This is a genomic window from Roseomonas acroporae (assembly GCF_023223525.1).
GTDB lineage: Bacteria > Pseudomonadota > Alphaproteobacteria > Acetobacterales > Acetobacteraceae > Roseomonas_E > Roseomonas_E acroporae.
Map to the genome: position 1 here is coordinate 1 of NZ_JALPRX010000112.1, position 23,925 is coordinate 23,925.

Here is a 23,925-nt window from a genome sequence, read left to right on the forward strand (position 1 = left end):
CATGACGCTCTGATCTCACCCCTCCACTCCTCGGGGGGAAGTCCACGCCATCTCGGCGACGACGTCGTAGAAGCCGACCAGGGAGCGGGTGTCCTGGTCCCAGGTCGGGACCCCCCGCCCGACCAGCACGGAGCGCGAGAGCAACTCGTTCCTGGTCACGCAGGAGGTCTCCGGAATGAGGACGCAGTCGGGGCACGCGCCGCCCTTGCGCATGCAGACGGACTCCGATCCGCAGCGCAGGGACTCCCGCTCGACCAGGCGGTTGAGCACCGTGTTCCCGGTCTCCCTGTTGCCGTAGTTGCGCCACATGGAGCTCAGGTTGCCAAGGTCCATGGTGGTGCCGCGCCGGTAGATGATGAAGGCGAGGTCGGGGACGAACAGGTGCTCGCTGAAGGAGCCGAGGTCCAGGCCGGACAGCTCCGACATCACCTCGATCATCTGGTGGGCGATGGTGTGGATCAGGGTGAAGACGTAGGGGTAGGCGGCCCGCGGGGAGCGCTGCGGGAGCCTGTAGTCGTCGAGGAACCGCGTGAAGGACAGGTGCGGGAAGTCTTCGATCAGCTTGCCGCCAAGGCGGATGGCGGGATTGCCGAGGTCGACGGCCATGCCGTTGGCCGCCAGCCAGCGCAGGACGGCGTCCTCTTTGAGCTTGACGTAGAACGCCTCGTTGGCCTGCTTGATGCAGTAAACTGGGTGGCCCGCCTCGCCCGGGCGGTCGAAGAGGTTCAGGCGGACCGGCATGGCGACCCTGCCGTTCTTGTCCCGGACGACGATCGGGCCTGACTCCGTCCGCGTGAAGCCGAAGGTGAACTCACAGACGTCGAGCTCTCGGATCAGCCGCATGCGCTCGATGCCGAGGTAGTCGAGCCGCCTCCGGACCTCGGTCTGCATCGACCGCAGGGCCTGGGCGTCGTTCCTGACCTGGTCTGGCAGCAGGAACGGATCGCTCTCGGGCACCGCGAGGTCAACCGAAAGGGGCTTGCCGCCAACCGTGAGATTGCTGAGGAGAGTGCCGTCCTCGAGCGTCTTGTGCTCGACGGCCAGGCGGATGGGGTCGAAGCGCCGCACGTAGTTCATGCGCTCGTCCACCCTGGCGCGCAGGGCCGGGGAGCCGCGGTCGCGGTTCGTGAACACCTCCTTCTCCCAGATCCCCTCCCACCGGCTGATGGTGGCCCTGAGGCTGTCCTTCTGGGCCTGCGGGAATTGGGGGTTCGGCGCAATCATGTCGAGCAGCGCCTTGTTGTTCTGGTAGTCGGTCCACTCGTGGCCACGCTCCAGCTTCTGAAGGAGCCGCTCCCTCTCGGCATCGTCGAGATCCGCGCCTGGGTAGCCGTAACGCTCGCCCAGGAAGCGGTGCAGCTCGGCCTCGCTGCCGTGCCTGAGCTTGTCGAGGTGCGTGCTGTCCCGGTAGACCAGGATGCGGTCGGCCTGGGGATAGAAGGCGGCGCTGGCCCGGTAGCTTACCGGCTCCATGTTGACCTCGACCTGCCGGGTGGCGCCGGTCTCGATGCCGGGGCCGATGAGGCGCAGCGTGTAGTCGTCCTTCTGCAGGATCTGCCGCCAGGTCTTGCAGGACACGCATTCGAAGTACCAGTCGGAGAAGGAGGCAGTGGGGCGCTTCAGGCGGAACCGCTTCTCCCCGCAGGTTTCGCATGCGTCGAAGGACACGACGGTGCGAGCGTGGTCCCACATCCGGGTCTCCGGCGTGAGCGGCTCCACCGCGCCCGACCAGTGGACCTGGACGACATCGATCTGCTCCCAGTCGTCGGCGCAGGCGCCCGGGCCGCCCGGCTCCGGGCACGCCCGCCTGAAATTCATGGCCTCCTCCTCGGCGCGGTTCACGTCCGTGCACTTGCGGTGGAAGCCGCAACGGCGGCACGCGAAGGCGAGAGGGAACGGGACAAAGCCCATCCTGGTCGCCTTGACGAAGGAGAAGCTGTCCTGGCCAAGACGGAGTTCGCCGTTGCTGATGACCCTTCGGTCGACGGTCTGCTCGATCCTGACCTCGTGGTTCAGGTTCTCCGCCGCGGTGGCCCGCTGGCGCCAAGACATGATGAACTCGGCGATCTGCTCGTAGATGCGCTGCTGGGTGATGCCGTCGATGTCCGCCGGGTCGTTCCTGAGCGGGACCGACATGCAGGCGCCGATCCCGCCCTCCCAGGTGAAGAGCGCGCCGGGCGCGTAGACGGTGGCGAGCTGGCCCCGGCTGCGGTGCATTGTCTTGGGCTTCTCGGGGCGCGGCTTGCGCGGCTCCTCGAAGCCGCCGCCCCCGGCGGCGGGTCCAGCCCGCCCGCCGCGTCCGCCGCCGGAGCCGCCCGGGGCCGTCCTGGTGACGCGGCTGGCGCGCTGGCCGTACCTGTTCGAGTTCACCATGGCCTCAGTCCTCACTTCCGTCGTCGGTGTCGGTGTCGGTCTCAGAGCCGTCTGCGGCGCTCCGCCGGTCGCCTGCCCGCCTGTTGCGGATCAGCCGCATGGCCGCCGCGAGGCGCTCGGAGCTGATCCGGGGGACGCGAGGCGTGGAGGGCGCGGCCGAGATCTCCCCGGCCTCGTCCACGTCCCGCAGGCTGGTCATGGGCTTCGGGAGGCCGCGCCACTGGGCCTCCCAAAACCTGGACAGGTCGCCGGTGTAGTCGCCGACCTCGATGACGCCCTGGATGTTGCCGATCTCGTCCCGGATGAGCCGCTCGTAGTGGTCCGGGACGGGGGCTCCGCCGACGGTGCCGCGGAGCCCGACCGCGCGCTGGACGAAAGCGATGCAATCGTCGACAACCGCCTTGCCCGTGTCCTTGTCCCAGGAAATCCTTGCGCCGCTGCGGTCCTTGGTCATCTCGTTACGGACGTCGGCGACGGTCCTCGGGAACGTCACGTCCGCCTTCTCTGCATCGCCCGCCGCCACGAAGTAGCGCTGGTGCAGCACTCCGGCGAAGAACGCCTGGAACAGCGAGGGCACGGTCCGCCGCACCGCCTTGTCCGCCCACCGCTCGATGGCGGGGGGAGAGATCATGCGCTCCAGGAAGCGGTGATAGGGCTCGTGCAAGTCCACGATGAATCGGTCGCGCCGGTTCTGCGGCGTCGGGATCAGCACCGAGAACCCGACATGCGTCCGTCCGACGCGGGAGGATGCCTGAATGTACTCCGCGATGTCAGACGGGGCTCCGGCGAAGAACATGGCGTTGAAGTTGTCCACGTCCACCCCGTGGGAGATGGCCGAGGTGGCGACGATGGCGCGAAGGGTCTGGTCGATGTCTTCTTGGCCGACCGCGAAGGGGCGACGGGCCTTGAGGATGACCCCCTGGATGGTCTTCACGTCCACCCCGCCCGAGATCAGCTCCATGAGGAACTTGGAGAGGACGTAGGAGGCGCCCATGGCGCGGTGGTCCTTGTCGGCCTGCCGCCCGAGGGCCGACAGAAGCTGGTCGCCACCCTTCTTGTTCGTCACGTAGGTCAAGGCGATCCGGTGCAGGTCGACGAGCGTGACCAGCACGTCCCACCTCCCCTGCTCGGCGTAGCGCCGCATCACGGCGGCCTGGCGCTCGCGCCAGGGGTTCGCCGCGTTCCCCAGGACGGCCCCGACCATCTCGTCCGCCGCCCGGCGTTGCTTTGCGGGGTCGCCCGACGCGAGGTCACGTGTCCATCGCGTCACGCCGCAGGCGTAGGCGCTCAGCACCGAGATCGTGGTCGCGGTGTGCGGGCGGCCGTTCGTCAGCAGCGTGATGTAGACCCGCCCCCACGGGGCGGCCGTCTCCTGCTGCCTGGCGGTGGCGACGGCCTGGGTGCGGGCCGCCCGTGCCTCGGTGCCCCGGAACTCGGCCAGCTCGGAGTAGAAGGAGCGGTAGAGGCGCGGGCCGGGGTGCGGGAACTGGCAGACGTTCTTCATATAGAGATTGGCCATCTGCCGCGCGACGTCGGTCGCCGTCGCGGTGGCCCCGATCACGTGCGGCATCCTGAAGCGCTCGGGGGCGTTCGGGATCCGGCAGGCTCGCTTGCCCATCCGGGCGGCGAACTCCTCGAACAGCGCGAAGAGCGTCGTCTCGAAGATCCCGCCGAAGGTGCCGAGGCTCTCCTCCAAGAGGTGCAGCTCGTCCTGGATGATCAGGCTCGGCAGGGGGTCGAGGAAGATGTCGGCACCGCCGCGGTAGGCCGGGGCGACGGTCCGCATCCCGCTCGGCGGCCCGTCGCGCAGGGTCTTCGGGTAGTTGGGCGAGAACAGCAGGCCGGTGTCGTCGTCGCCCTCGATCCAGCGGGCGAGCCCAAACATCCCGGCGAGGCGGTTGATGGTGAGCGGGTTGTTCCCGATCAGCGCGAGCTTGTCGATCGTGCCTAACAGTACGGAGGGCGCGTGCCGATAGATGTCCTTGTCCACAAGCAGGAATGGCAGTGGCTCGGGGTCGCCCCCTCCGTGCGCGCGACTCCACTCGCACTCCGGGTCGAGGCAGACGATGCCGAGGCGCCAGTGCCGCTCGGGGAACTTGCGCAGGACCGTCCCCTCGCCGTCGCAGAAGGGGCAGCGCGGCAGTTTGTTCCAGGCGTCGGCCTTCTGGGCGTAGGCCGGCACCGCATCTCGCAGTGCCTCCTCGTCGAAGTGGCTGGGGTCGTCGGCCGCCGGGATGTCCTTGGCCTCCTCCTTCTCCGACCCGAAGTCGCCGTAGTTCATGTCGTTCGGCGTGTTGCTGGAGCCGACCCAGAAGCCGATCTCGAAGGGCGCGCCTCCAAGCTCCTCGTCACGCCGGATCATTTCCGCGCGCGCCAGCAGCCCCATGAGGCGCTGCGCCTGCTGGAGCGTCAGCAGCCGAAGTGGGTAGTGGATCATCGCGGTCACGCCGCGCCGCTTGCCCCGGAGCCGGTCAAAGAAGAGAGCGAAGACCAGGACGCCGAAGAACGCCTCGGACTTGCCGCCGCCGGTGGACATGTAGAGCAGGCTGGCCGCGAGCTCGTCGAACGCCTCGCGGTAGTACCTCTCGAAGCTGGGCACCCGGGAGGCCAGCGTCGGCAGGTGGGTCAGCACGAAGGCGAGCTGGAACAGGCGCCAGCCGGGCTTCGGCAGGTCCCCCTCCTTGCCCCTTGCCGCCATCTCCGCCGCCTCCAGGAACGCCCGGTTGGTGAAGACCCACGCCTTGTATGGGATCGCGGCCTCCGACTTCGGGTCCCGGAGGTATGCCTCGCGCGACTCGACGAGCAGGGACACGCCGAGCTCGATGCGGTCCCTCTCCTCGCGCCAGCGGGACATGTCGTTGTCGAAGTTGCTGCGCTCGTTGGCCCGGTCGAGTTCGGTCACCTCCTCTCCCGGCTCGAAGAGAGTGGGGGAGATGCTCCGCTCGACCTCCTCGATCCAGTCGGCCATGCTGCGGGGCAGCGCGTGCAGCCTGGCCACGTCGAAGCCGTAGTCCGAGAGCTGTCCGTAGCCGACCTCGACGTCGCGGCGGGTCGGCTGCATGCGGGGGAGCACGAAGCGCGGCGCCCAGGATGTCGTCAGGCGGTGGGCGCCGTCCTCCTCATGGTGGCGCACGCCGCCGTTCACGCCGGTCGCTGGGATCCCGAGCAGGCCGTCGAGGTGATAGCTGCGCTTGATCCTCTCCAGGTAGGACTGACGGAGGACGCCCGAGGGAACCTCCACGGAAAGGAAGACATGGAAGATGCCGCTCTCGTGCTCTTCTGTGCGCTCCCGGTAGTTCTCGATGGCGAGCCTGAGGGAGACGACACCCGGCTCCATCACCTCGGGGTCGCCCTGGACGAGGAACTTCAGTTCCATCCTGGGATCGATGTGATCCAGGTTTGGCGGCGTGCCGCGAAGGCCCCTGACGTATTCGCCCCAGCTCTCGCGGCTCCAGAACGCGGTGGAGGGAACCCGCCCCCGCCGCCAAGCCTGCTCGCGTCCCTCGTCCGTGGCCAGCCAGGCGGCGTAGGTCTCCCTGATGACGCCCCTGAGGGAGGTCGAGTAACCATCGGCGCGGCGGCGCCATTCCTCCGCGTCGTAGGGCAGCGGCAGCTCCAGGACCGGCGGCGTGACCTCGAGGCGCACGTACTTATCCGGGATGGCGTAGGGCACGGCGAGGTGGGCCGGGATCTGCAGGTCGCGGTCGGCATTGCGGTCGAGCTCGGCGTCGTCCTCGTTGGCGCCGACCTGGAGATCCTCAATCGGAACGCCCTCCTCGGGCACCCCGATGCCCATTTCGCGGTAGACCTCGACGGTGATGCGGCGCCGCCGCGCCAGCTTCTCGGCGGTCGAGCCTGCCGCGCCCTCCGCGCGGACGCGCGACCTGATTACGTCGCGGATGTGGCGCCTGGCATCCGGGTTCAACCTTGCCTTCGGCCGCAGGCGGACGCCTCCGGCCGCTCCGCCGAACACCTCATCCTCGTCTGGGATCGCGCGGGCGTAGACGCTGAAGGACGGCCTGACCCGGATCACCCCTTCCCCATGGGCCACGACACGGAGGTCCATGCCATGCGCGGCGATGGAGATGTCGGATACCTCCTCGTCGTTCCTGGCGTTGATGCGTGGGAGCAGGAAGCCCGAGGACAGGATGCGCGATGGCTTGTCCCCGTAGAACACCCGCCCGTGCTCACCCTCGCCGCAGACGACGTGGCGCATACGCTCGGTCAGCGCGTCTGCGACACCCTCCTTCAGCTCCTGGGCCTCGTCCCAGGACAGGAGCGAAAGGTCGGCGAGGGACATGCCGGGGTTCGAGGCGGGTTCAGGCTCGGTCGGCGGCATTCACGGCCTCCACGGTTCTCACGGTGTCAACGTTCTCCAAGATCGCCTGCCAGAGCGGGGCGAGGTCGCGGGCACCTGGGCGGGCCATGACCCCTTCGGGATCCGCGACGAAGGCGACGGCCCGCTCGTGGAACATCATCCCCTCGCTGATGCGGAAGGAGCGGGCGGGGCGGATGGCGGCGCGCCAGTACGCCTCGGCCAGCGCTGGTGACATTCCCAATACCTGGGTGAAGCGGCTGAACCTGGCCCAGGTGCGCGGGGTCTGCGGCTGGGCGCCGGGGTCGTCCAGGGTATTGCCGTCCACGCGCACCCAGCGGACCACATTGTCGATTTCGAAGTCACCGAAGGTCGGGTCCGCGCGCTGGATCCGGTGGAGAACCTCCCATGCGTGGTCGCGGTGCGTCCGGCCTGGCAAGGACGCGCAGCAGCGGGCGACGGCCTCGTGGTAGGCGCGCAGCTCGCGCTGCGCGCCGGGCGACCTAGCGAACGCCTCGCGGAACTGTTCGAGCAGGCGGGGCACCAGGACCAGGATAGAGTCGCCGCGCCGGAGGTCGGCGGCCCTGGCCCGCTCGAAGCAGCGTAACTCGTCCGGGGTCTGGCGCAGGACGTCGCTGCCCTTCCGGTAAGCGATTGAGTAGCCACCCTCGGTCACGACCCTGACGACCGCGCCCTCGTAGCGCCCGCCCTCCCGAGTGAAGTCCAGGTTCATGAGGTCCGGCAGCGGCGGTGCGCGGGTCTCGGCCATATCCTCGGAGAGATCAGCCTCGACCTTTCCGAGCTCGCGCAGCATCGCGGTGGCTCTCGCCGCAACCGGAGCGAAGTTCGCGGTCCGCGTCAGGGGATAGAGTTCCGCGGCGAGCAGGGCGGAACCGGCTGCGTCGCCGACCAGCGCTACCTTGGGAGGGCTGGGATCAAGGGTGAGCAGAAGGCGCACGGTTTCCGGCGAGGGGCCGACGACAATAACCAGAGGGGTTTCGTGGGCCGCTACGGCATCTGCCAGCCTGCGGGTCTCGACGGCGCGGCACGGAAACTCGTCCGCGAGGGACGAGGCGGAGAACAGGCTCAAGCTGTCGGAGCCCGGCAGCGCCAGCAGCGGGTCCTTGCCGTCCCGCTTGGCCTTTGAGAGGACGCCACGGAGCTTCAGGGACATCGGTGTGGCTTTGCGCCAGCCGTCGATGCGGCGCTGAACTTCCTTGCGTACCTCGTCCAGCTCGACCTTGAAGGCACCGTCGCGCGCGGACCACGCGTCGTGAAGGGGGATGAGCGCCGTGTCCAGCCCGAGGCGGCGCCGCATGCGCAGGTCCAGCTCGTCGTCCGAGGCGTGGTTCGCCCAGACAATTCGCATGGCCTCGTCGTAGCCCACCGGGAGGTTGGCAATGCTCCTGATAAAGGCGAGGGCCGCGCGGGCGCCGTTGGCAGCGTCGGCGTCCCCTTCCCGCTCGGCCCGCTGCGCCAAGCCGAGCAGGGCGCGCCGGGTGGCCAGGAGAGTTCCGTCCTTGAGATCGAATCTGTACTCGACCTCGGGAAGCGTTTGGAGCGCAGGCGAGGATGCCGGACCTAGGAGCGAGCGCTGGACCAGCAGCATGCCGCGGCGCTCCAGTGGCCTGCGCTGCGGCCTGACGGCCTGGGCGCGCTTGCGCAGCGCCTCCTCGACAACCCTCAGACCGAATGCGTCGTCAGCGAGGGCGACGACGCCCGGCCGGGCGGTTCCCATGCGGTCGAGCGCCCCAAGGAGGGCAACGAGGCCGCGCTCCCAGCGATCACCAAGCTCGTCGCGGATCCGGCGCGTCGCGTCCACTAGGATCGCGTCCAGGCCGAGATTGGCGAACCGAGGAAAGGCGAGGCAGCGGGCGACGTCGCGCTCCGCCGCGGGCGGCAGCCCGAACACGGCGAGCGGGGCCTTCGACGGGTCGCCGAGCCGCCCGAGGTTAGCATTGGCGCAGGCTGCACCCATGTCGGCGATTCTCGTGTGCTCGCGAACGCGGTAGAGGACTTGGGCAGGATCCGTTCGGTAGTGAGGCTCAACCGAATGGGGGCCGAAGGTGGGCGTGATCTCGAGGAGGTTGGGGCGGCTCACCGTCCAACGGCCGCGCCGCTTCGCGCCCCGCAAGGAGAAGTGGACGACATTGAGCGTGTCCTGCGCGTCCGGTTGACGAGACCACTCCTTGTCGTCCTGGACGTCCTTCGCCGCGGCGCGGGCCACTGCAATGAGATCCTGGCTTTCCACCAGGATTGAGCGGGCCGCATGCACGGTGGCGCTGTCCCGCCAGGGCCAGAGCGCGACTGCGGCACGGCCCAGGCGGCCGGTAGCGCGACCCTCGTGAAGGGCGATAGCGGCTGCGACGAAGGCGCCCTCAGGCCGATTCGGCCAAGCGAGGACCGTCCGATCTCGGCGGTCGTCCATGCTGGAGAACAGGGCTTCGATCAACGACCGGCCGGCTTCGGAAAGAACCAGTTCCTCACCGGTGCCGGTTGTCCGGGCATATCGGAGCGGCGTAGCCAGTGGGCATGAGATACCACTGCCGTAGCCTCCCGGCGGCCGCGGCGGCAGCGCTGTCGCTGCCTGATGCGGCTTGCTGATTCGAACTAGCCGTTCGCGAACTTCGGCCGCCCGCAATGCCTCTCTCTCGGCTGCGCGCGCTGGAATGAGGTCGCGCCTACCCTTCGCCTCCCAGTCCCGCGGTTTGCCCGACATTGAGTGTCTCCTTCGGCACCGGGACGCTATGGGCGCTGACAATGACCGTCAAATGAGTTAGTGATTAGAGCATGGCCTTCGATTCACTAGAACATATCAGTTCTCGTCGACATGGCCCGGCTGCCACGGAGCGGCTGCGGTGGATCGATGGCGCCCTCAGGTGGGAGGGCCGGTTCCGGAGGCCCGAGCTGGCACAGCGGTTTTCGGTTTCGGTGTCGCAGGCCAGCCAGGACGTTGCGACCTACGCCAACCTTGCGCCGGGCTCGCTGGCGCTGAATCACCGTACCAAGGCTTACGAGGCGACCCGCAGCTTCGCGCCAATCTTCCAGGTGAGCTTCGCCGAGTGGCTGCGTTACGGCCCACCGCCGTGAGACGATGCTGGCGGGCTGCCGGCGATCTTCGACGAGGGGGTGCCATCATTCGCGGGCGAGGTGGACGAGGATATACTCCGCACCGTGCTGTCCTCGGCTCGGCGCCGCGTACCATGCGAGCTGGAGGTCTTTTCGGCCGTGCGCGGCGCCGAGCGGTCGCTGTGGTGTCCGCATTCTTTCTTTGAAGACGGCGGCCTGCTGCATGTCAGGGGCTGGGTATCGGCACGTTCCCGATTCTCGGACCTGCGACTGGCCCACATTTTTTCCGCCCGTGACGGTACAGGGGAGTGGGTCCCCCAAGCGGCCGACACTACATGGAACGAGACTGTGCGGCTAAGCCTAGTGCCGAATCCCGGATTAGCCAGAGGGCGGCGTGTGCTAGTCGAGCGCGAACGCGGCATGCGGGACGGGCGTGCCACCGTTACGGCACGGAAGGCTATGGCTTGGCGCCTGCTCGCCCGTCTGGGCCTGCTGGAGGCGATCCGCACTGGCCTTCCAGGTCCGTCGGAGGCGCCAGTCTGGCCGGAGGACCCCGGCGAGGCCCGGCGCCTGTGTGATGGAATCGAATTGGAGTAGGCGCTGTTCAACAGCCAGCAGCCGCTATGACCGGAACGCCCGCGCCAGCGCCTTTACCAGAATCGGGTCGGCGTGCGTCGGAAGGGGCTGTTTCATGGCCGGGCGCAGGCGTCACCACCGTCTTCCGCCCCGGCCGACGCCGGACGTTCAGCGGCATCCGGACCGTGATGCTCGTCGCTCCTGGTCGTCAGTTCACCGAGGGCAGGTGAGCCTTGCTCCCAATGGGCCATCTGTCGATGCCCTTGTCGACCTGATTCGACCCGACCTGGAGCGAACTCCACCAATATACCCAATCCCGCGACGTAGCCGGACACACGATGTAGACGTCGACCTCCTCGTCCGCGCAGATCCGGCGAATGAGGCCGGGCTCGTCCATGGTGAAGGTGATCCGCGTCACTGGCTTGCTCCCGTTAGGATGGCGGGGCAAGGAGCAAACAGCGCCTTCTGCTCGGCCCAGGACAGCGGGAACGACTCCGTGAGCCGCGGCGAGGTCAGATCCGGCGCAGCGCGCCCATTCAGCAACGCCTCCACGATATCCGGCGCCAGCAGCGTCAGCCGCAGCAAACTGCCGAGGTAACCGCGCTCGATCTTCTCCCCCGCCGCCATCTCACTAATCGAGGCGTACCGCCCCTCGTCCAGCAGGCGCTGGTACCGAAACGCCCTGGCCAGCGCCTTCACCAGCGCCGGGTCAGCGCGCGTCGGGAGGGCCGCCTCACCGCCGGCCCGGACCGGCGTCACGACCGTCTTCCGCCCCGGCTGCCGCCGGATCGTCAGCGGCACCCGGACCGTGATGCTGGTCGCTACCGTCATGCCGCTGCCTTCAGCGCTTCGGGCGCGATGGCGGTGAGGTCCCGGACGAGCCCGGCCAGCCCCTCCACTCGCAGCCGGATGTCGGCCCCTGCGGGCCCGATCACTACCCGCTCTACCAGAGTCCGAACGATGCGCGACTGCTCCGCCGGAAAGAGTTCGCCCCATAGCGGGTCGAGCCGGGCCAGGGCCTCCCATACTTCGTCCTCCTTCAGGTCCGGTGCCTCGGTCCGCGCCGCGAGCCAAGTGCCGGCCACGATCTCCGGCTGCCGCAGCAGCGCCCGCACCTGGTCCACTACCGCGATCTCGATTTCCGCGGCCGAAACCCGGTGCACGATGCCGTCGTCGCCTGGAGCGTCGCCCTTCAGCACGCGCTGGGCCACGTAGTACCGGTAAATCCTGCCGTTCTTCACGCACTGAGTCGGCGACAGCGCCCGCCCGTCCACCCCGAAGATCAGCCCCTTCAGCAGCGCCGGCGCGTGCTGGCGGTGCTGCGCCGCTCTGGTGCGCGGGCTGACCTGCGGGATCCTATGTGCTTGATCCCAAAGGTCCCGAGGCACGATCGCCTGGTGCTCGCCGCGGTAGACGTTGCCCTTGTGCGTGACCTCGCCGACGTAGGTCCGCAGGTTCAGCGCCTTGTAGACGTCGCCCTTGTCCAGCAGCTTGACGGACTTGCTCGTCACTCCCTCGGCCTGCAGTCGGCGCACCGTCTCGATGCCCGAGCTCGTCTTGATGAACAGCTCGAACACGCGCCGGACGCGCTCGGCCTCCGGCTCGTTCACCACCAGCTTGCGGTTGGCGACATCGTAGCCGAGCGGCACCTTGCCGCCCATCCACATCCCGCGCGCCTTCGACGCCGCGACCTTGTCGCGGATCCGCTCGCCGATCACCTCGCGCTCAAACTGCGCGAAGCTCAGCAGGATGTTCAGCGTCAGCCGCCCCATGCTGGTCGTCGTGTTGAAGGACTGCGTGACGGAGACGAAGGTCACACGGTGCGCCTCCATGGTCTCGACCAGCTTGGCGAAATCCATCAGCGATCGGGAGAGCCGATCGATCTTGTAGACCACGATGACGTCGATCAGGCCCTGCTCGATGTCGGCCAGCAGCCGTTTCAGGGCTGGCCGCTCCAGCGTGCCGCCGGAGAAGCCGCCATCATCGTAGCGATCACGAACAAGGAGCCAGCCCTCGGCCCGCTGGCTAGCGACGTAAGCCTCGCAGGCCTCGCGCTGCGCGTCGAGGGTGTTGAACTCCTTGTCGAGCCCCTCGTCAGTGCTCTTCCGAGTGTAGACCGCGCAGCGGAGTTTCTTCACGGATGCGGGCATGACGCCGTCGGGCAGCTTGCGGCGGCTCATGCCCCGGGCCTCCCCTTCAGTCCGAAGAAGGTCCAGCCGTTCCAGCGCGTGCCGCTGATGTGCCGGGCGATCGCGGAGAGGGAGCGGTAGGGCTGGCCCTGGAACTCGAAGTCATCGGCGCGCACCGTCACGACGTGCTGCACGCCGTCGTACTCGCGGACCAGGCGAGTCCCGGGTAGCGGCCGGCTGTCGGCGCGGATCCGCCGCAGCACCACGTTGCCGCCGTCGAGCTGCTCCCCGAGCGCCTCCAGGCGCGCCCGGGTCTCGGGCTTCAGGCCGCCGTAGGCCAGCTCCTGGATGCGGTAGGCCAGCCGGCTCTGCAGGTAGGGCCGGTTGAAGGGCGGCGGCTCCTTGCCGAACAGCGCCCGCCACTGCTCCTTCAGCTCCGCCGCCGTCGCGGTCTGCAGCGCCGCGAGGCGCGGTAGGACCTGCGCGGGCGGAATCTTCGGGACGGTGGGTGCCGGTGGCGCTGCGTCCTGCCGCTGTGCCTTGCTGCTAGATCGTCGGGTCATGCGACTCCCTCTCTCCTGGGGTTCGTATGACGGCGCTGGCGGGCGGTGGAGTGTAGGCGAACGTCTCCCGCCCCCCCGGCCTGCTCGGCGTCGCGCGCGAGATCCTCGGCAGCGCGGCTCCGCAGCCGCAGCAGGCCGGCGGCCAGGATAGCGCAGACCTCCCGCAGGTGCGGCGGCAGGTGCGAATTGGTCCGGGTGACGGCCTGCAGTGCCATGCCCCTGATTACCCGGGCACGCGACGATCTGTTCCGGCGCGTCCGTAGATCGGATTCGACTCCACACGCGCCCGTGATGTAGAACGGTTCGCGAACGCCACATGGGCTTCGCATGCTGCGGGACTTCGCCAAGTTCGCCAACCAGCGCTTCCTCCGCACCGTCGACTGGACGGTGCTGGGCCGCCTGCTCGCCGCCCACTGTGACGCGCTGGTCGGCCTGGACCTGGATCTGCTGGAGTCGGACGCGGCGCTGGGCCGGCAGGCAGTGTCCGAATTCCTGCTCGGCCCCAAGGACCGCTATCCCGAGGGCCTGGTGCACGACCTGCACCGCATCGTCCGGCTGGACACGCCGGTCGCCATGCAGGTGCTGCTGGACGAGGCGGCACGGCAGGGCGTCGTCATGGTCCAGCCCGCCGCCGGGGCGAAGATGACCCCGCGCGACCTGGCGCTCCTCGCCTTCGTGGACCACCCCAAGGTCTTCGCCGAGGCGGAGGGCACGGTGACCTTCCTGCAGCCGCCCAGCGTCTCCGAGTTCAACGCCACGGAGGAGGGGGTGGTCGCGGACCTGACGCCGGACAGGCTGGAGGCGTTCCGGCTCCGCGCGGCGGCCCTGTTCGCCGCCGACCTGCGCGGCGAGTTCTGCCGGGTCAGGCCCTACGAGGACGGCGACGAGGTCTGCATCGCCATCCGGCACGGCGCGCCGCCGGTCACCACCGAGGTGATCGAGAAGGACGGCGACACGGTCCGCAGCTTCCAGGAGGTCGACACCGCCGTCCTGGCCTATTTGGCCATTGCCGGCCGCCTGACGGTCTGGGGCTGCGCCAAGAAGCGGAGGGCGGATCTCGCGGAGGCCTTCGCCGACGAGGTGCTGGGGCGGCCGCGGCTCTTCAAGGCCGCCGACGCGCAGCGGCTGTACACCCTCGAGCCTGCCGAGCGGATGGGAGGCGCCTTCGCCTTCCGCATCGGCGCGGACGAGGAGATCGACCGGGTGCAGATCGTCGAGGCCCAGGCGAACCGCGTCGCGACGGACCTCCGGACCGGCAAGGAACGCACCCTGTTCTCGGCCACGGTGCGCGACACCGGCGGCGAGGCGTTGAGACTGCTGCACGCGAGCCGCACCGACATCGTCTACGGCGACAACGCGTGGCGCCTCGCCCACCTCGTCGCCCGCATCGTGCTGAAGACGCCCGGCGGCGGCCGCGCGCCGACCATCACGGTGAAGATCAAGCCACCGGATTCGCTCGGCTTCCCGCGCAGCCGCCACAAGAAGCGGGTCATGGACCTCCTCAGGCTGAACAACCTCGTCCATGCCCGACAGCCTACCGGCATCGCTCTGGCGGCTGAGTGAGGCCGGCGAACCGGCCATCATGCTTGGCCGGCAGCATGGACCCGACGAGGCGGCGGCCTTCACTCGCCTGCTCGAGCTCGGGGTGCTGCTGCACGGCGAGCGGCTGACCGAGTGGGATCGCTGCGCCGACTGCGACTGCGGTGCCGAGGAGCGCCGCGTGCGCTGGGACGGGGACGTGGCCTGCGCCGCCGACCACCGCCGCGACGAGGTGCTGGCGTCCGACCTCCTGTTCACCTTCCGCGTCGCCATCCCCGCGTTGGCCGGCGAGGCCGCTGCAGCGATGGGCCTCGGACCGGCCGAGGAGCTGGCGCCGGGCCTCTGGCGCCTGGGTAGTCTGCCAGACGGCCGTGTCCTTGCCGCCGCGCCGACCCGTGCCGGGCTGCTCCTGCCCGGACTCGTCGGGTCGCTCCGCACGGTCGATCCCGAGGGGGCCATCGTGCTCCTCGGGCCGCCGTTGCCCGACACTCAGCGCGCGGCCCTGGCCCGCCAGGGGGTCCACCACACCGCCGCGGCGGAGGTCGTGCTCGCCCCGGGGCAGGGTCCGCTCCTCGGCTTCGATGTGGCGCGACTGCCGGACGGCAACGCCGGGCGGCACCGGCTGGTCCTGACGCCGGCGACCCGCACGGTCCGGCTGGACGGCCGAGAGGCGTACCTGCCGCCGCGGCCGTTCCAGTTGCTCCGAATCCTGGTTCGGCAACACCGACGCGGGCAGCCGGTCGTCGCTCCGCACGACCTCCACCGGGAGCTCTTCAGCGCCGAGACATCGCCCGCCGCGGTCCGGGACCTCGTCGCGGAACTCCGGCGGCAACTGGCGAAGGCCTTCGGCGCGAAGGCCGTGTCCGGCCTCGTCGAGAGTCACACAGGGCACGGCTACCTGCTCTCCTTGCCGCCGCTCACTGCCTGGGCCGCCGAGTAGCCGCTCGCCCGGGCGGCCTTCCCACACTCGTCCCACACCTGTCCCACCCCTGTGGGAACGCCACCCAGGCAGGTTCCGCCCATCACCACCGATGAGGCGGAGCCCTTCATGCCTTCCTACACCTACGCCGACCTCGAGCCGCTGCTTCCCATCGCGGAGCGGATGGCCCGCGGGCTTTGCCGCCGCCTGCGGCTGCCCGCCGACGAGGCGGAGGACCTCCGCCAGGACCTGCTCACGGACCTGATCACCCGCCTGCTCGGCTTCGACCCGGCCCTGGGCACGCTGGCGGCCTTCGCCATGACCTGCTTCCGGCACCGCGCCACGGTCCTGACGCGCCGCGCCTGCCGCGAGCGCGCCATGCGCCATCTCGCCTCGCTCGACGATCCGCTGCCCGGCGGTCTCACCGTCGGCGGCGCCCTGCGCGAGGCGGACGGGTACGGCGCGTGGATGGGCCAGCCGACCGACGCCATCGCCGCGCTGGAGCGCCAGCTGGATCTCGATCGCGCCGCGCAGGCGCTGGGCGAGGAGGACGTCCAGTTCTGCCGGGTGCTCGCCCGCGGCGAGGCGAGCCCCGCCCGCAAGGTCGGCCTGTCCCGCACCACGGCCTTCCGTCGGCTCCGCGAGATGCGGCTGCGCCTGCTGGCGGCCGGCGTGTCCTCGGCGGCGTGAAACAGATCGGCGCGAGCCTGGGTAATCATCGGCATGCAGACCCGCACCACTGACACCCGCATCGCAGACGCGCCCCTCTCGGAGGTGGCGCTCTGCGCCTGGCTCGGCGCCGCGGCGCCGGGTGATCGCCTGGCCTACCACCGCGGCTTCCTCGTCCCGGGAGATCTCGCCGCTGACGCAGATGCTGGCGGACCGAGAGCGTGAAGCGCTCGTCCGTCTGGCCAGCCGCGCCTGGACGCTGGCCGAGGCTGGGCTGGCCGACCTAGTGCAGGTCAGGCACGGCGAGGAGGACTACTCCTACTACATCGTCGCGCGGCGCCGTCCGCGCCGGGCGCAGCCGGCCATGCTCTTGTTCCACCTCGCGGAGGCCGCGTGATGGCGGCGCCCCTGGTGAACCGCCCGACGCTGCAGGACATGCGGCAGATGCCGGTCTCGGCGCTGCTGTCCGCGCCGCCGGAGCACTTGGCGCTCCTGCAGGAGGAAGCCCGTGCGGCGCTCGAGGCCAGCAAGCGCCTGCAGGACTGGATCGAGGGCGTCATCGCCGCGCGCTACCAGCAGCGCGCCATCGCCACCCGCGCCGAGGCCGGCAAGGACACCGGCACGGTGCGCTTCGAGGACAGCGCGGTCACGGTCGTCGCCGATCTGCCGAAGAAGGTCGAGTGGGACCAAGCGCAGCTCACGGCTCTCGTGGAGCGCATCCGGCAGGGCGGTGAGGACCCCGGCGAGTATGTCGAGGTGAGCCTCAAGGTCTCCGAGCGCGCCTACGCCGCCTGGCCCGAGCGCATCCGCACGGCCTTCGAGCCGGCGCGCACCGTCCGCACCGGCCGCCAGACCTTCCGACTCACCCTGAACGCGGAGACCGCCTGATGGCGCTGCGCATCATCACCGCCGACGAGCGGATGGCCGAGCCGCGCGGCGTCAAGGCCTGCGTCTTCGGCAAGAGCGGCATCGGCAAGACGTCGCTGCTCTGGTCGCTGCCCGAGGACGGCACGCTGTTCATCGACCTCGAGGCCGGCGACCTCGCCGTGCAGGGCTGGCCGGGCGCCTCCGTGCGGCCGCGCACGTGGGAGGAATGCCGGGACCTCGCCCTGGTCCTCGCGGGTCCGAACCCGGCGCTGCGTGACGACCAGGCCTACTCGACCGCACAGCACGCCCGCGTGGCGCGCGATTACGGCGATCCGTCACAGATGGACCGCTACCGGACGCTGTTCATCGACAGCATCACCGTCGCGGGCCGGCTCTGCTTCCAGTGGTGCCGCGGCCAGCCCGAGGCCTTCTCCGAGCGCACCAGCAAGCCCGACATCCGCGGCGCCTACGGGCTGCACGGGCGCGAGATGCTCGGCTGGCTGACCCACCTGCAGCACGCCCGCGGTCGCAATGTCGTCTTCGTCGGCATCCTCGACGAGCGCCTCGACGACTTCAACCGCAGGGTCTTCGCACCGCAGATCGACGGCAGCAAGACCGGCCTCGAGCTGCCCGGCATCGTCGATCAGGTCATCACCATGGCCGAGATCAAGCCCGACCAGGTCGCGGGTCAGCCGGCCGTCCCGCCGTATCGCGCGCTGGTCTGCCAGACCATCAACCCCTGGGGCTTCCCGGCCAAGGACCGCAGCGGCCGGTTGGACTTGGTGGAGCCGCCGGATCTCGGGCGGCTCTTCGAGAAGATCGCCGGCCCCGCGCGCCCGATCGCGGAGCGCCTTGCGCTGACAGCGCCGGCCACCGCGCTCGCCACCCCTTCCGACACCCCTGCCGCCTGAGTCGAGGAGCACACACATGGCTTCCTGGAACGACTACAACGACGCCCAGCAGAACCCGAACCTGATCCCCAAGGGCACCCTGGCCAAGGTCCGCTTGACCATCCGCCCCGGCGGTTTCGACGACCCGGCGCAGGGCTGGACCGGCGGCTACGCCACCCGCGGCGGCACCGGCGCGGTCTACCTAAACGGTGAATTCACGGTGCTGGAGGGACCGTACTCGAAGCGGAAGATCTTCACCCTGATCGGGCTCTACAGCCCGAAGGGCCCCGACTGGGGCAACATGGGCCGCAGCTTCGTGCGGGCGATGCTGAATTCCGCCCGCGGCATCTCCGACAAGGATGTCTCGCCCGAGGCACAGGCGGCGCGCCGGATCGGCGGCTTCGCCGACCTGGACGGCCTCGAGTTCGTCGCCCGCATCGACCTCGGCACCGATGCCTCCGGCGAGGCCAAGAACGAGATCCGCGCCGCGGTCACGCCGGACCACCGCGATTACGCCCAGGTGATGGGGAGCCGGGCTGCCGCGGCGCCGGTCTACGCCCCGCCGCTGGTGGCGCAGGGGGCGTTTCCCGCCGCCCCGGCGGCCGCGCCGGGCTCCGCCGCCGACCCGCGTCCGGCCTGGGCGCGCTGAGGGGCGCCGCCGCCAGCATGCTGCTCCGCCCCCGTCAGAAGCTGTTCGTCGAGCGCAGCCTGCGCGCGCTCGCCGAGCACGGCAACACGCTCGGCGTCGCCCCGACCGGCGCCGGCAAGACGATCATGCTCTCCGCCACGGTGGGCGAGCAGATCGGCAGCACCGCGGCCAAAGCCGCGGTGCTCGCCCACCGCGACGAGCTCACGACCCAGAACCGGACGAAGTTCCGGCGGGTCAACCCCGGCATCAGCACCTCGGTCGTCGATGCCACCACCAAGGCCTGGGACGGCCAGGTGACCTTCGCCATGGTGCCGACGCTGGCCAGGGCGGCGAACCTCGACGCCATGCCGGCGCTCGACCTGCTGGTCGTCGACGAGGCGCACCACGTCATCGCCGACAGCTACCGGCGCATCATCGACCAGGCGCTGAAGCGCAACCCGGTGTGCCGCATCTACGGCGTCACGGCGACACCGAACCGGGGCGACAAGCGGGGCCTGCGGGCGGTGTTCTCCAACGTCGCCGACCAGATCCGGCTGGGGGAGCTGATCGGGTCCGGCCACCTCGTACCGCCCAGGACCTTCGTGATCGACGTCGGGGTGCAAGACGAGCTGCGGAAGGTGCCGCGCGCCGGCGATGACTTCGATATGGGCGCGGTCGCCCGCGTGATGGACACCGTCCCAGTCACCGATGCCGTGATCCGGCACTGGCGTGAGCGCGCCTGCGATCGGCAGACCGTGGTGTTCTGCTCCACCGTCGCGCACGCCGAGCATTTCGCAGCGGCCTTCCAGCAGGCGGGCGTGCCGGCGGTGCTCGTCACCGGCGACATGCCCGATGCCGAGCGCCGCGCGATGCTGGCTGCCTACGCCTCCGGCAAGGCGCAGGTCGTCGTCAACGTCGCCGTGCTCACGGAGGGCTGGGACCACTCGCCCACCTCCTGTGTGGTGCTGCTCCGGCCCAGCTCCTTCAAGTGCACCATGATCCAGATGGTGGGTCGGGGCCTGCGCACGGTCGACCCGACCGAGTTCCCTAGGGTCGTGAAGCGTGACTGCATCGTCCTCGACTTCGGCACCTCGTCGCAGATCCACGGCTCCCTGGAGCAGGACGTCAATCTCGACCTGCAGCCCGGCACCGGAGAGGCTCCGACCAAGACATGTTCCTCCTGTGAGGCGGAGGTGCCGATCTCGGTCATGGAGTGCCCGATTTGTGGCCACGCCTTCGAGCCGGGCGGTACGGAGGTCACGCCGCTCACCGACTTCGTTATGACCGAGATCGACCTGCTGCGGCGCTCGAGCTTCCAGTGGTGCGACCTGTTCGGTGACGACGCGGCGCTCGTGGCGAACGGCTTCAACGGCTGGGGCGGCATCTTCTTCCTGAATGGCCGCTGGCACGCCGTGGGGGGCGGCAAGGGTGAGCGCACCCGGCTGCTGGCTGTCGGTGAGCGCCTGGTCTGCCTGGCCGCGGCCGATGACTGGCTGAATGAGCGCGAAACCGACGAGAGTGCGCACAAGAGCAAGGCCTGGCTGCGTCAGCCGCCGACCGACAAGCAGCTCATCCACCTGCCACTTGCCACCCGGGCGGACCTCGGGATGACCCGCTATCAGGCTTCAGCGCTGCTGACCTTCCAGTTCAATCGGCACACGATCCGCAGCCTGGTCATGGCCGCGGGAGGCAGCAGCCTCGCGGAGGCGGCATGACCGGCCATGCGCGCTCCTGCTCCGCCCTGCGCCGTCTGCTCGCGCCCGGCCCGTGGCTTTGGCTGGTTCGACACGGTGTCGGGGAAGAAGCCGCGGCGCTCGGCCTCCTTCTGCTCCATGCCCTGCCAGGGCTTCTGGACGCACTTAGCGCGGAGCTCGCCCGCCATGGTTGACCTGACCGAGCAGGAACAGGCGGCGATCCGCGCCGCCATGCGCCGGGTCGCCGAGACCATGGCCCAGATCGGCTGGGGCACCCGCCTGCAGGACCTCGCGGAGGCACAGGTGTTGACGCTCATCGAGGTCGCGGTCGGCGGCTTCCAGGATGCCATGCAGGCCATCGCCCGCGGCGAGCCGGCCTAGGAGGCGGCCCTCTGATGCTGGATTTCAACAGCCGCGGCCAGACCGCCCTGCAAGTCAACGCCGCCATCGACGCCGCCCTGGTCGTGCGCCAGGCCGCGACACCGCCGCGCAGCTACCTCGGCGGCTCCCGCCTCGGCCACGCCTGCGAGCGGGCCCTGCAGTTCGAGTTCCTGCAGGCGCCGAAAGACGAGGGAGCGGAGTTCGACGGGCGCATTCTGCGGATCTTCGGCATCGGCCATGCCCTGGAGGATGTCGCCGTCGCCTGGCTCCGCGGCGCCGGCTTCGCCCTCTACACCCGCAAGGGCGACCGTCCCGACGGCGAGCAGTTCGGCTTCGCGGTGGCGGGCGGGCGGATCCGCGGCCATGTCGACGGCATTCTGGCCGGCGGGCCCGAGATCCCCGGTCTGGCGTTCCCGACGCTCTGGGAATGCAAGACCATGAACGCCAAGGCCTGGCGGGAGACCGCCAACAAGGGCGTCGCCGTCGCCAAGCCGATCTACGCCGCCCAGATCGCCGTCTACCAGGCCTACATGGATGCCGCGGTGCCGGGCGTCGGCGACCACCCTGCGCTGTTCACTGCCATCAACAAGGATACCGCTGAGCTCCACCACGAGCTGGTGCCGTTCGATGCCGAGCTGGCGCAGCGCATGTCGGACCGGGCGGTGCGGGGGCTGCGGGCCTGCGATGCAGGCGACCTGCTGCCGCGTGCGGCGACCAGCCCCGACTTCCACGAGTGCCGCTTCTGCCCATGGGCCAAGCGCTGCTGGAGCCTGCCGGCATGAGCCTCTGGGGCGACTTCAACGACGCGCCGAGGCTGTCCTGGGAGGAAGAGCCGGCTGGGTGCGCCGACACCGCCGCCGACCTTCCCGGCGCAGGGAAGGTCGCCATCGACCTGGCGGCCATCGCCACCTTCCTCGAGGTGGTGTTCGGCTACTGCGACGGGCTGATCCCGGTCCGTGGCTTCGTGGATCAGGGCCAGGGCATCGAAAGCCGCCCCCACAACATCTGGGTCCCGGCTGATCGGCATGCCACGGAATCTCTTGGCGCCTACGCCACCTGGGCCGCGCGCGAGGGCACCGCGGTCTACGTCATTCCCGGCACGGTGGCGGAGCACGGCCAGGCCCGCGCCGAGCATATCCAGCAGATGCAGGCCGTGGTCGTGGACCTTGACGCCGGCAACATTGAGGCGAAGCTCGGTCACCTCGTCCGCCACCTCGGCCCGCCCACCCTACTGGTGGAGAGCGGCGGTCGCACCGTCGAGGGCGCGGCGAAGCTGCACGTCTGGTGGCGGCTGACCGAGCCCGCGGAGGGCGCCGATCTCGCGCGGCTCTGCGCGCTGCGCGGCGAGATGGCCGAGAAGGTCGGCGGTGACGCGCACTTCCGCTCCGCCCACCAGCCGATCCGTGTCCCCGGCACGGTCTACCGCAAAGGGGGCGCCGAACGGGTCGTCGCCATCCGCCACCACGACCCGCGGCGGGAGGTGGACCTCGCCGAGCTCGCCGAGGCCGTGGCCACCATGCCCTTCCTGCCTGGCCAGGAGCGCGCCCAGCCCGCCTCGGAGGGTGACTGGCCGAGCCTCGACGCCGTGCTCACCACCCCGGTCCGCGAGGGCGCCCAGGACGGCTGGACCCGCTTCCAGGGCGCCAGCGCTGCCATCGGGCACTTCATCCGCCAGGTCCATGAGGGCCGCCTGACACCGGACCAGGGCTGGGAGGCGATCTGTGGCTACAACGCTGCCTGCTTGCGCCCTGCCTGGCCGCTGGAACGCCTCAAGGCCGAAGCGGACGCGATCTGGGCCCTGCACGTCGAGCGCAACGGTCCGCCGCTGCTCCGGGCCGAGGCGCCGCCCGCAGCCGTCCCCGCGCACACCCTCGGCGCCCTGCTCGACGATACCTCGCCGATGCCGGAGGACCTGATCGGGCCGCGGCTGCTCACCCCGGGCGGCATGCTGGTGCTCGGCGGCGCCCCGAAGGTCGGCAAGTCCGACTTCCTGATCAGCCTGCTGGTGCACGCCGCCGCCGGCGCGCCCTTCCTGCGCTTCACCGCGCCGCGGCCACTGCGCGTCTTCTACCTGCAGGCCGAGATCCAGTACCACTACCTGCGGGAGCGCCTGCAGCAGCTCCGCCTCGACCCCGCCATCCTGGCGCGCGCCCGTGACACCCTCGTCGTCACGCCGAAGCTGCGCATGCTGCTGGACGCACAAAGTGTCGCGCTGGTCGCCGCGGCGATCCGCCAGGCCTTCCCCGACGCGCCGCCCGACATCCTCTGTATCGACCCGATCCGCAACCTGTTCGACGGTGGTCCTGCCGGCGAAGGCGAGAACGACAACGCGGCGATGCTGTTCTTCCTGCAGAGCCGGGTTGAGGCGCTGCGCGATCAGGTCGCGCCCGAGGCCGGCATCATCCTCGCCCACCACACCAAGAAGCTGAGCAAGCAGCAGGTCAAGGACGATCCCTTTTTGGCGCTGTCCGGCGCCAGCGCGCTGCGCGGCTTCTACACCTCGGGGCTGATCCTGTTTCGGCCGGACGAGGAGCACACCGCGCGCGAGCTGCACGTCGAGCTCCGCAACGGCCCTGGCCTCGAGCCGATGCGGGTGGACAAGGTCGCTGGCCGCTGGGTCGAGCTCGATCGCAAAGGTGAGCGCCTGGTGCGGAAGGACATCGGCCGCAAGCTCGATGCGGAGCGCCTGCGCAAGCATGACGTCATCCTCGGCATCCTGCTCGATGAAGCCGCCGAGGGCCGTCTCTACTCCACCATGCAGTTCGCCGAGGCCTTCGAGAACCAGTCTGATCTCGGCAGCAAGCATACCATCCGCGAGCGCCTCAGCGTATTGGCGACCAAGGGCTTTGTGAAGTTCCGGCGGGACGGCACCGAGTTCGGCCACCCCACCGTCCGCTCCCGCTTCGGCTATCTCTGCGTTGAGGGCATGACCTTCGGCAGCGGTGTCGAGACCGTCGATCCCACCACCGGGGAGATCACCAACATCCCCCTGCGGGTGCTGCCCAGCCACTTCAAATGCCCCCAGTCGGGCAACTGCCTCGAGGTCGAAAACCCGGAGGTCTGGGTCTACCCGGAGGGGGTTCTGGATGGCCTCACTCCTGAGGAGTTAGGCCTAACTCCTCACTCCTTCCGAAAAGATTCGCCATGAAATCAACAGCTTGGCGCGACGGAGGAGTTAGGCACCTCACTCCTCCCAAACTCCTCCGAACTCCTCTTTTTCCGAATGAAATCAGCAGGTTGATCCCACAGGAGGAGTTAGGCGTTTCATCCACCCCCTACGGGGGTGGGCGCGCGCGCCCCTTTGGCGCGCGCC

At 69.7% G+C, this 23,925-nt stretch carries 18 protein-coding genes; 12 read left to right on the forward strand and 6 right to left on the reverse strand.

Annotated features, from left to right (window positions below):
- Positions 1–15 precede the first annotated feature (15 nt).
- Genes M0638_RS22915 through M0638_RS22925 form a run of 3 tightly spaced genes read right to left on the reverse strand, consistent with a single transcriptional unit; the run spans position 16 to position 9,407 of the window.
- Positions 16–2,373, reverse strand: a complete 2,358-nt coding sequence (locus M0638_RS22915; protein ID WP_248669285.1) for a hypothetical protein — start codon at positions 2,371–2,373, stop codon at positions 16–18.
- Positions 2,374–2,377: 4 nt separating this feature from the next.
- Entirely contained in the window at positions 2,378–6,712 is a 4,335-nt protein-coding gene (locus M0638_RS22920; RefSeq protein WP_248669286.1) for a DEAD/DEAH box helicase family protein, read from the reverse strand.
- A complete protein-coding gene (locus M0638_RS22925; RefSeq protein WP_248669287.1) occupies positions 6,693–9,407 on the reverse strand; it encodes a hypothetical protein in 2,715 nt (904 codons plus the stop codon). The genes M0638_RS22920 and M0638_RS22925 overlap by 20 nt, the downstream gene beginning before the upstream one ends.
- Before the next feature lie 71 nt (positions 9,408–9,478).
- Here M0638_RS22925 and M0638_RS22930 point away from each other — a divergent pair, with 71 nt between their 5' ends.
- Positions 9,479–9,778 carry a hypothetical protein gene (locus M0638_RS22930; protein WP_248669288.1) on the forward strand — a complete coding sequence of 100 codons (300 nt, stop codon included), beginning with the start codon at positions 9,479–9,481 and terminating at the stop codon, positions 9,776–9,778.
- 969 nt (positions 9,779–10,747) lie between these two features.
- Here the strand turns inward: M0638_RS22930 and M0638_RS22935 are convergent.
- Genes M0638_RS22935 through M0638_RS22945 form a run of 3 tightly spaced genes read right to left on the reverse strand, consistent with a single transcriptional unit; the run spans position 10,748 to position 13,025 of the window.
- Complete coding sequence (locus M0638_RS22935; protein WP_248669289.1) at positions 10,748–11,164, reverse strand: hypothetical protein; 417 nt, start codon at positions 11,162–11,164, stop codon at positions 10,748–10,750.
- On the reverse strand, positions 11,161–12,513 hold the full coding sequence (locus M0638_RS22940) for a recombinase family protein (protein WP_248669290.1): 1,353 nt from the start codon (positions 12,511–12,513) through the stop codon (positions 11,161–11,163). Before M0638_RS22940 ends, M0638_RS22935 begins: the two co-directional genes overlap by 4 nt.
- On the reverse strand, positions 12,510–13,025 hold the full coding sequence (locus tag M0638_RS22945) for a DUF2924 domain-containing protein (RefSeq protein WP_248669291.1): 516 nt from the start codon (positions 13,023–13,025) through the stop codon (positions 12,510–12,512). Before M0638_RS22945 ends, M0638_RS22940 begins: the two co-directional genes overlap by 4 nt.
- A gap of 327 nt (positions 13,026–13,352) precedes the next feature.
- On the opposite strand from M0638_RS22945, the gene M0638_RS22950 reads away from it, so the two are divergent.
- The 11 genes from M0638_RS22950 to M0638_RS23000 all read left to right on the forward strand — a co-directional run bounded on the left by M0638_RS22950 (position 13,353) and on the right by M0638_RS23000 (position 23,760).
- Positions 13,353–14,588, forward strand: coding sequence for a hypothetical protein (locus M0638_RS22950; RefSeq protein WP_248669292.1), 1,236 nt, complete (start codon positions 13,353–13,355; stop codon positions 14,586–14,588).
- Positions 14,548–15,504 (forward strand): winged helix-turn-helix domain-containing protein, encoded by a 957-nt coding sequence (locus M0638_RS22955; protein WP_248669293.1) that lies wholly within the window; start codon positions 14,548–14,550, stop codon positions 15,502–15,504. Before M0638_RS22950 ends, M0638_RS22955 begins: the two co-directional genes overlap by 41 nt.
- A gap of 108 nt (positions 15,505–15,612) precedes the next feature.
- Positions 15,613–16,173 carry a sigma-70 RNA polymerase sigma factor region 4 domain-containing protein gene (locus M0638_RS22960; RefSeq protein WP_248669294.1) on the forward strand — a complete coding sequence of 187 codons (561 nt, stop codon included), beginning with the start codon at positions 15,613–15,615 and terminating at the stop codon, positions 16,171–16,173.
- A gap of 121 nt (positions 16,174–16,294) precedes the next feature.
- Positions 16,295–16,549, forward strand: a complete 255-nt coding sequence (locus M0638_RS22965; protein WP_248669295.1) for a hypothetical protein — start codon at positions 16,295–16,297, stop codon at positions 16,547–16,549.
- On the forward strand, positions 16,549–17,040 hold the full coding sequence (locus M0638_RS22970) for a hypothetical protein (protein ID WP_248669296.1): 492 nt from the start codon (positions 16,549–16,551) through the stop codon (positions 17,038–17,040). Before M0638_RS22965 ends, M0638_RS22970 begins: the two co-directional genes overlap by 1 nt.
- Complete coding sequence (locus M0638_RS22975; protein WP_248669297.1) at positions 17,040–17,930, forward strand: ATP-binding protein; 891 nt, start codon at positions 17,040–17,042, stop codon at positions 17,928–17,930. Before M0638_RS22970 ends, M0638_RS22975 begins: the two co-directional genes overlap by 1 nt.
- Before the next feature lie 16 nt (positions 17,931–17,946).
- Positions 17,947–18,558 carry a hypothetical protein gene (locus M0638_RS22980; RefSeq protein WP_248669298.1) on the forward strand — a complete coding sequence of 204 codons (612 nt, stop codon included), beginning with the start codon at positions 17,947–17,949 and terminating at the stop codon, positions 18,556–18,558.
- Between the two features lie 17 nt (positions 18,559–18,575).
- Positions 18,576–20,252 (forward strand): DEAD/DEAH box helicase, encoded by a 1,677-nt coding sequence (locus M0638_RS22985; protein WP_248669299.1) that lies wholly within the window; start codon positions 18,576–18,578, stop codon positions 20,250–20,252.
- A 165-nt stretch (positions 20,253–20,417) separates the two neighbouring features.
- Positions 20,418–20,612, forward strand: coding sequence for a DUF6511 domain-containing protein (locus M0638_RS22990; RefSeq protein ID WP_248669300.1), 195 nt, complete (start codon positions 20,418–20,420; stop codon positions 20,610–20,612).
- A 14-nt stretch (positions 20,613–20,626) separates the two neighbouring features.
- Positions 20,627–21,394, forward strand: coding sequence for a PD-(D/E)XK nuclease family protein (locus M0638_RS22995; protein ID WP_248669301.1), 768 nt, complete (start codon positions 20,627–20,629; stop codon positions 21,392–21,394).
- Complete coding sequence (locus M0638_RS23000) at positions 21,391–23,760, forward strand: AAA family ATPase (RefSeq protein WP_248669302.1); 2,370 nt, start codon at positions 21,391–21,393, stop codon at positions 23,758–23,760. The genes M0638_RS22995 and M0638_RS23000 overlap by 4 nt, the downstream gene beginning before the upstream one ends.
- Positions 23,761–23,925: the final 165 nt, after the last annotated feature.